Here is a 5,159-nt window from a genome sequence, read left to right as displayed (position 1 = left end):
GTCGGCGACGGCCGGTCGCCCCGGTCGGGAACGCGGCGCCGTCCGTACCGGTCGGGTCCCCGGTCAGGCTGTCCGACGCCACGGTCCGGCGCCGTCGAACCGGGCCCGCCGCGGCCGGACCGATCCTCCGCGCCGCCGCCTGAGCCAGCGGCGGAGGCGTCCGGGAGCGGGTCAGCGGCCGGCGAGGAACGCCAGCGCGCGTGCCCAGGTGCGCTCGGCGGCCACCGGGTCGTGGTCGGGCAGGTCCGGGTCGGTGTAGAGGTGCCCGGGCCCCGGGTAGCGGTACACCGACAGGTCCGCCCCGGCGGCGGTCATCGCCCGCCGCCACTCGTCCACCTCGTCCTGCGGGTCGTACTCGTCCGGGTCGGCGAGGTGCAGCTGCACCGGCAGCCCCGGACGCACCGCCTCCGGCGCGCCCGCGGTGCCGTGCAGCAGGAGCAGGGCCGCCGCGGCGGGCCGCTCGGCGAGCAGCGCCCCGGCCACCCCGGCGCCCATCGATAAGCCGGCCAGCACCGTCTCCGCCGGCAGGTCCGCCGCTGCGGCGCGGGCCCGGTCGAGCACGGTGTCCCGGCCGACCTTGTCGAGCAGGGCGAAGCCGTCCTCGACGGTGTTCGCGGCCGGTAGTCCGTACAGGTCGGGGGTGACCACCTGGTGCCCGGCGGCACGCAACCGGTCGGCGGCGGCGAGCACCGCGGGGCGCAGCCCGTACACGGAATGCAAGAGCAGGATCTGTCCCATCCGGCCATCGTGCCGCAGCTCTCCGACGGCGCGGCGCCGCCGGGCCGGGTGGCGGGCGACGATCCGGCCGCTCAGCCCGGCTCGGCGCGGGCCGCCAGGGTCCGGCTGCGGCCGCGGAACTCGGCGACCACCTCGTCGTCCCGCCAGACCGTCACGTCGTAGATGCCGCTGCGGCCGTACCGGGTGCGTTCGGTGGCCCGGGCCTCCAGCAGGTCGCCCTCGCGAACCGGGCGGAGGAAGCTGATCTCGCCGCCGGCGGCGACGGTCACCGGCCCGTGGCTGTTGCAGGCCAGCGCGAACGCGGTGTCGGCGAGCAGGAAGACGAAGCCGCCGTGGCCGATGGCGTGGCCGTTGAGCATGGCCGCGGTGACCCGCATCCGGGCCACGGCCGCGCCGTCGGCGGCGGAGACCAGCTCGATGCCGAGCCCCTTGGAGGCCACGTCGGCGTCGAACATCTCGTGCGCCGCCGTACGGTCGCCCCGCTCCCCCACGTCAGCGCCCCCGCCGCTGGTCCACGATCCGGCGCATCTTGCCCATCGACCGTTCCACCCCGTCCGGCTCGATCACCTGCACCGCGACGCTGACCCCGATGGTGTTCTTGACCTGCTCCACCAGCGCCGCCCCGGCCCGGGCGGCCTCGTCGGCGGCCACCCCGGCCCGGCGCTCCACCTTGACGGTGAGCGTGTCCATCCGGCCCTGCCGGTCCAGCACGCACTGGAAGTGCGGCGACAGCGCCGGGGTACGCAGGATCAGCTCCTCGATCTGGGTGGGGAAGACGTTCACCCCGCGCACGATCATCATGTCGTCGGTCCGCCCGGTGATCTTCTCGATCCGGCGCATCGTGCGGGCCGTGCCGGGCAGCAGCCGGGTGAGGTCCCGGGTGCGGTAGCGGACCACCGGCATGGCCTCCCTGGTCAGCGAGGTGAGCACCAGCTCGCCCTGCTCGCCGTCGGGCAGCACCGCGCCGGTGACCGGGTCGATGATCTCCGGGTAGAAGTGGTCCTCCCACAGGTGCAGGCCGTCCTTGGTCTCCACGCACTCGACCGCCACCCCGGGACCCATCACCTCGGAGAGCCCGTAGATGTCCACCGCGTGCATGTCGAGCCGCTGCTCCATCTCGCGGCGCATGTCCTCGGTCCACGGCTCGGCGCCGAAGACGCCGACCCGCAGCGAGGTGGACTTCGGGTCGACGCCCTGCCGTTCCATCTCGTCCACGATGGCCAGCATGTAGCTGGGGGTGACCATGATGACGTCCGGCTCGAAGTCGCGGATCAGCATGACCTGGCGCTCGGTCATGCCGCCGGAGACCGGGATGACTGTGCAGCCCAACTCCTCGGCGCCGTAGTGGGCGCCGAGCCCGCCGGTGAACAGGCCGTAGCCGTACGCCACGTGCACCCGGTCGCCGGGCCGGCCGCCGGCGGCCCGGATGGACCGGGCCATCAGCCGGGCCCAGGTGGCGAGGTCATCCTTCGTGTACCCGACGACGGTGGGCCGGCCGGTGGTGCCGGACGAGGCGTGCAGCCGGGCGATCTGCTCCCGGGGCACGGCGAACATGCCGAACGGGTAGTTCTCCCGCAGGTCGGCCTTGCCGGTGAACGGGAAGCGGGCCAGGTCGGCCAGCTGCCGGCAGTCGTCGGGGTGGACGCCCGCCGCCTCGAAGGCCCGGCGGTAGTGCGGCACGTGGTCGTACGCGTGCCGCAGCGACCGGCGCAGCCGGTCCAGTTGCAGCGCCCGCAGCTCGTCGACGCCGGCCCGTTCCACGGGCTCCAGCTCCTCCGGACGAGGGGTGCGGTCCTGCACGGTTGCCTCCTGCGCGACGGTGTCCCGACGCCGCTCGGGCGCCGGGCGATGCTGGGTACCGTACGCCCGTACCGGCTCGTGGTGCCAGGTCAGGTGGCGCGCACCGGCCCGGGAGCGACGCGGGTCAGCGGGCGGCGGGCAGCCGGTGCAGCGCGTCCACCAGCGGCGCCAGCTCGGGGGTCCGCTCCCCCTCGGCCAGGGCGTCCGCCAGCACCCGGTCGTGGGTGGGCCGGGCCCGGGCGAGCAGCTCGGAGCCGGTCGGGGTCAGTTCGGTGTAGATGCCGCGCCGGTCGTCCTCGCAGAGGATCCGGGTCAGCAGGCCGCGGTCCTCGAGTCGGGTGACGAGGCGGGTGGTGGCGCTGCCGGAGAGCGCCGCGGCCCGGGCCAGCTGCCGCATCCGCATGTGCCAGCCGTCCTGGCGGGACAGGGCGTCCAGCACCGTGTACTCCACGACGGAGAGGTCGTGCTCGGCCTGGAGGGCGCGCTCCAACGCCGTCTCGATCAGGCCGTGCAGGGCGGCGAGGGTACGCCAGCCCTGGGCGCGGATCTCGACCGCGTCGTCGCCGATCCCCATGACGCCTCCTCCGGTGTGACGTGGACGCCTCTCAGGCTAGCACGCTTGCGCCGATATCAGGCGCGTGCAACTATTTCGTTGCCAGCGCGGGTAGTTGCACGCGCTGCTTGTCTTCTTGGGCACGAATTCCGACACACGGATGGGGACGTCATGTCTCAGCGCACCTCCGCCCTGCCCGGCGGCCTGATCGCCCTCGCGATCGGGGCGTTCGGCATCGGGCTGACCGAGTTCGTGATCATGGGGCTGCTCCCCCAGGTCGCGGCGGACTTCGCGGTCACCGAGTCGGTCGCCGGCTGGTTGATCTCCGGCTACGCGCTCAGCGTGGCCGTCGGCGGGGTCGCCCTCACCGCCGCGGTCACCCGGCTGCGGCGCAAGAACGTCCTGCTCGGCCTGATGGTGCTCTTCATCGCCGGCAACCTGGTCTCCGCCCTGGCCGGCGACTACGCCACGATGCTGGCCGGCCGGATCGTCGCCGCCCTCTGCCACGGCGCGTTCTTCGGCATCGGCGCGGTGGTGGCCGCCGGCCTGGTCGCACCGGCCCGGCGGGCCGGGGCGATCGCGCTGATGTTCGCCGGCCTGACCACCGCGAACGTGCTCGGCGTGCCGTTCGGCACGTTCCTCGGCCAGCACCTCGGCTGGCGGGCCACCTTCTGGGCGATCACCGGCGTCGGTGTGGTGGCGCTGATCGGGCTGGCCCTGCTGGTGCCCGGTCGCGGACCGGCCACCGACGCCGCGCCCGCCGGCGGGCTCCGCGGCGAGCTGCGCGCCTTCACCCACCGGCAGGTGTGGTTCTCGCTGGTGATCACCATCCTCGGCTTCGGCGGCATGTTCGGCGCCTTCACCTACATCGCGTACACCCTGACCGAGGTGAGCGGCTTCGCCACCGCGACGGTGCCGTGGCTGCTGGTGCTGTTCGGGGTGGGGCTCTTCGCGGGCAACCTGGCCGGTGGGCGGGCGGCGGACGTGTCACTGTCCCGCACCCCGGTCATCGTGCTGGCGGTGCTCACCGTGGTGCTGGTCGGCTTCGCGCTGACCGCCACCAGCCCGGTGCTGACCGTCGCCGCCCTGCTGCTGTTGGGCGCGTTCGGTTTCGCCACCGTGCCGCCGCTGCAGATGCGGATCATGAAGTACGCCCACCAGGCCCCCACCCTCGCCTCCGGCGCGAACATCGCCGCCTTCAACGTCGGCAACGCCCTGGGCGCCTGGATCGGCGGGGTCACCATCAGCGCGGGGCTGGGCTACACCGCGCCCATCTGGGCCGGTGCCGCCCTCACCCTGCTCGGGCTGGTCGTGCTGCTGGTCGCCGAGCGGCTCGCCCGGCACGAGCCCGCCCGCGCCGCCGCCCCCGCCGACCTGGTCGACGCCGCGGCCTGACCCGGCGGACTGCGGCCTGCGGGCATTCACGCACCGTGACCGACGCCGCGGCTTGACACGTCGGGTGAGCGATATGACTGCCAGTCATAAATATGCCTGACAGTCATATCGCTCGTCGGCACACTGCCCGCCGGTGGGCACGGCCGGCCGCGTACGCGCGGGGTTATGCTCGGCCGGAGACCGGCGGTGGGGCCCGCCGTCCCGGGCCACGCCGGGAGAACCGCGACACGCTCGCCAACGGTCCCTGCCAGTGATGCCCGTCCTGGTGGGGAGGCACCGTGACACCACCCGAGTTCCGCGTCGACCCCGACGTCGACCTGCACGTACCCGCCGACCGGGCGGAGCTGACCGCCCACCCCGCGACGGTGCTCGGGGCCATCGCCGCCGGCGGCGTGCTCGGGGCGCTGGCCCGGGCCGGCATCCAGGCCGCGTTCCCGCACCCGCCGACCGGCTTCCCGTGGGCCACCTTCGGCATCAACGTCACCGGCTGCCTGCTGATCGGCGCGCTGATGGCGGTGCTCAGGGCCCGACCGGCCCACCCGCTGGTCCGGCCGTTCCTCGGCGTCGGGGTGCTCGGCGGCTTCACCACCTTCTCCGCGTACGCGGTCGACGCCCAGCGCGCGGTGGCCGCGGGCGCGGCGGGCACCGCGCTGGCGTACCTCGCGGCGACGCT

General features: G+C 74.3%; 6 protein-coding genes. 2 read left to right on the top strand and 4 right to left on the bottom strand.

Annotated features, from left to right (window positions below; all coding sequences use genetic code 11):
- Positions 1–171 precede the first annotated feature (171 nt).
- The 4 genes from JNW87_RS34420 to JNW87_RS34405 form a co-directional block, all read right to left on the bottom strand.
- Positions 172–738 (bottom strand): dienelactone hydrolase family protein, encoded by a 567-nt coding sequence (locus JNW87_RS34420; RefSeq protein WP_109800317.1) that lies wholly within the window; start codon positions 736–738, stop codon positions 172–174.
- 71 nt (positions 739–809) lie between these two features.
- Positions 810–1,193, bottom strand: coding sequence for a hydroxyphenylacetyl-CoA thioesterase PaaI (paaI, locus tag JNW87_RS34415; RefSeq protein ID WP_109800329.1), 384 nt, complete (start codon positions 1,191–1,193; stop codon positions 810–812).
- 37 nt (positions 1,194–1,230) lie between these two features.
- The gene (gene paaK, locus JNW87_RS34410) at positions 1,231–2,538 is read right to left on the bottom strand and encodes a phenylacetate--CoA ligase PaaK (protein WP_238455121.1); all 1,308 of its coding nucleotides are present in this window, start codon (positions 2,536–2,538) and stop codon (positions 1,231–1,233) included.
- Between the two features lie 124 nt (positions 2,539–2,662).
- The gene (locus JNW87_RS34405) at positions 2,663–3,112 is read right to left on the bottom strand and encodes a MarR family winged helix-turn-helix transcriptional regulator (RefSeq protein WP_238455120.1); all 450 of its coding nucleotides are present in this window, start codon (positions 3,110–3,112) and stop codon (positions 2,663–2,665) included.
- 150 nt (positions 3,113–3,262) lie between these two features.
- Between JNW87_RS34405 and JNW87_RS34400 the strand changes: the two genes are divergently transcribed.
- Together JNW87_RS34400 and JNW87_RS34395 are read left to right on the top strand one after the other, a co-directional pair.
- Positions 3,263–4,486 (top strand): MFS transporter, encoded by a 1,224-nt coding sequence (locus JNW87_RS34400; RefSeq protein ID WP_238455119.1) that lies wholly within the window; start codon positions 3,263–3,265, stop codon positions 4,484–4,486.
- 278 nt (positions 4,487–4,764) lie between these two features.
- The coding region (locus JNW87_RS34395; protein ID WP_238455118.1) for a CrcB family protein at positions 4,765–5,159 on the top strand (395 nt) is incomplete at its 3' end.

It is taken from the genome of Micromonospora sp. ATA51 (assembly GCF_016802855.1).
Classification (GTDB): Bacteria; Actinomycetota; Actinomycetes; order Mycobacteriales; family Micromonosporaceae; genus Micromonospora; species Micromonospora sicca.
Note: the sequence above shows the minus strand (reverse complement) of the source record. Positions and strands in the feature narration are given on the sequence as shown.